The sequence below is a fragment of the Streptomyces sp. NPDC059456 genome, from assembly GCF_042750055.1.
Classification (GTDB): domain Bacteria; phylum Actinomycetota; class Actinomycetes; order Streptomycetales; family Streptomycetaceae; genus Streptomyces.
Window position 1 is genome coordinate 5,741 of sequence record NZ_JBHYVA010000408.1, and the last position, 1,905, is coordinate 7,645.

General features: G+C 72.1%; 2 protein-coding genes. Both read left to right on the top strand.

What is annotated here, in order from left to right; all coding sequences use genetic code 11:
- On the top strand, positions 1–238 hold a 238-nt coding region (locus tag ACFXA3_RS28475), incomplete at its 5' end, for an alpha/beta hydrolase (protein ID WP_385191342.1).
- 162 nt (positions 239–400) lie between these two features.
- On the top strand, positions 401–1,768 hold the full coding sequence (locus ACFXA3_RS28480) for an MFS transporter (RefSeq protein WP_385191344.1): 1,368 nt from the start codon (positions 401–403) through the stop codon (positions 1,766–1,768).
- Positions 1,769–1,905: the final 137 nt, after the last annotated feature.

Genomic DNA, 1,905 nt, shown 5'->3' on the forward strand with positions numbered 1-1,905 from the left:
CCGACCGTGTTGGGTTTTCGGCACCGTTAACCACCCCCCCCCCCCACACCGGGGCCCCCCGGCCTGGGGGGGTGAGCTGGCGGACGCCCGCCTGCTCACGAACGACGGGTACGGGCACACCGCCCTGTTCAACAACGGCAGCCGCTGCATCAGCCGGTACGAGAGCCGCTACTTCGTCGACGGGACGCTCCCGCCCCCCGGCACGGTCTGCCGCCCCGACCGGATCCCGTTCTCCTGACCGGTGCGGTCCCGCCACCGGACGCGTCGTCACCGGCCGTGTGGTGACGGGGCACACAAGGTGGCACCTGATTGTGATGGCCCGCCACATATACCGCTGACCTGGGGACTTCTACGTTGTGGCCACACCCGACGGCCCCGCAGACCCCTGGAAGTGGTGCACATGGTCTCCCCCGCAACGGCTACACCGGCTCCTCACGGCATCCGCAGGATCGTCGCCGCAAGCCTCATCGGGACCACCATCGAGTGGTACGACTTCTTCCTCTACGGCACCGCCGCCGCGCTCGTGTTCAACAAGCTGTTCTTCCCCACCGGCGATCCGCTGACCGGCACCCTGATCGCGTTCATCACCTACGCCATCGGCTTCCTCGCCCGGCCGCTCGGCGGGGTCGTGTTCGGGCACTTCGGGGACAGGGCCGGGCGGAAGAAGCTGCTGGTGCTCGGCCTGCTCATGATGGGCGGGGCGACCTTCGCGATGGGGCTGCTGCCCACCTACGCGAGCATCGGCGTCGGGGCTCCCGTGCTGCTCACCGTCCTGCGGCTGGTGCAGGGCTTCGCCCTCGGCGGGGAGTGGGGCGGGGCCGTGCTGATCGTCTCCGAGCACGGCGGGGCCGAGCACCGCGGGTTCTGGGCGTCCTGGCCGCAGTCCGGTGCACCGGGCGGGAACCTGCTGGCCACCGGGGTGCTCGCGCTGCTCGCCGGGGTGCAGTCCGATGCGGCGTTTCTGGCCTGGGGCTGGCGCGTCCCGTTCCTGCTGTCGGGTGTCCTGGTGATCGTCGGACTGTGGATCCGGCTGTCCGTCTCCGAGTCCCCCGTGTTCCTCGCCGCGCAGGCCGCCCGGCAGGGGCGCGAGGGCGAGGCGCCCGTGGTCCTGGTGTTCCGGCGCAGCCTGCGCCAGGTACTGACGGCCGTCGGCACCCGGTTCGGCGAGAACATCTCCTACTACGTGCTGACCTCCTTCCTCCTCGTGTACGTCACCGCGCACCTGGGGCTGCCCAAGAGCACCGCGCTGAACGCCGTCCTCATCGGCTCGGCCGTCCACTTCGTCACCATCCCGGCCTGGGGTGCGCTCTCCGACCGGATCGGGCGGCGGCCGGTCACGCTGATCGGCTCGGTCGGCATGGCCCTGTGGGCGTTCGGGTTCTTCGCCCTGGTCGACACGGAGTCCTTCGCCGTCATCACGGCCGCCGTCACCGCCGGACTGCTGCTGCACGGCGCCATGTACGGACCCCAAGCGGCCTTCATCTCGGAGATGTTCGACACCGAGGTCCGCTACTCCGGTGCCTCGATGGGCTCGCAGCTCGCCTCGATCGCCGCCGGTGCGCTGGCCCCGCTCATCGCCGTCGAGCTCCTGAAGGACTACGGCTCCTCGGTGCCCGTGTCCCTGTACCTCTGTGCGGCCGCGGTGGTGACCACCCTCACCGTCGCCTTCGCCCGGGAGACCCGGGGCCGCGACCTGGGCCGGGCCGCCGGCGCCGGCGCGTCCTCCGGCCGGAAGGCGCCGGTTCCGGCCGCCGCGGACCCGGCCTGATCCGGGCCGGCCCGCCCCGGGAGAATGCCGCCATGACCTCCGCGAGGGAAGCCGCCCTGCTCGAACTGCTCGAACTGCTGCGCCGCGGAGCACCGGCCGCGCCGGTGGCCCGGCCCGCGGCGCCGGCCCGATCAGCC

Coding starts and splice junctions, on each gene's coding strand:
- ACFXA3_RS28480 (WP_385191344.1), top strand. CDS start 401: ATGGTCTCCCCCGCAACGGCTACACCGGCTCCTCACGGCATCCGCAGG.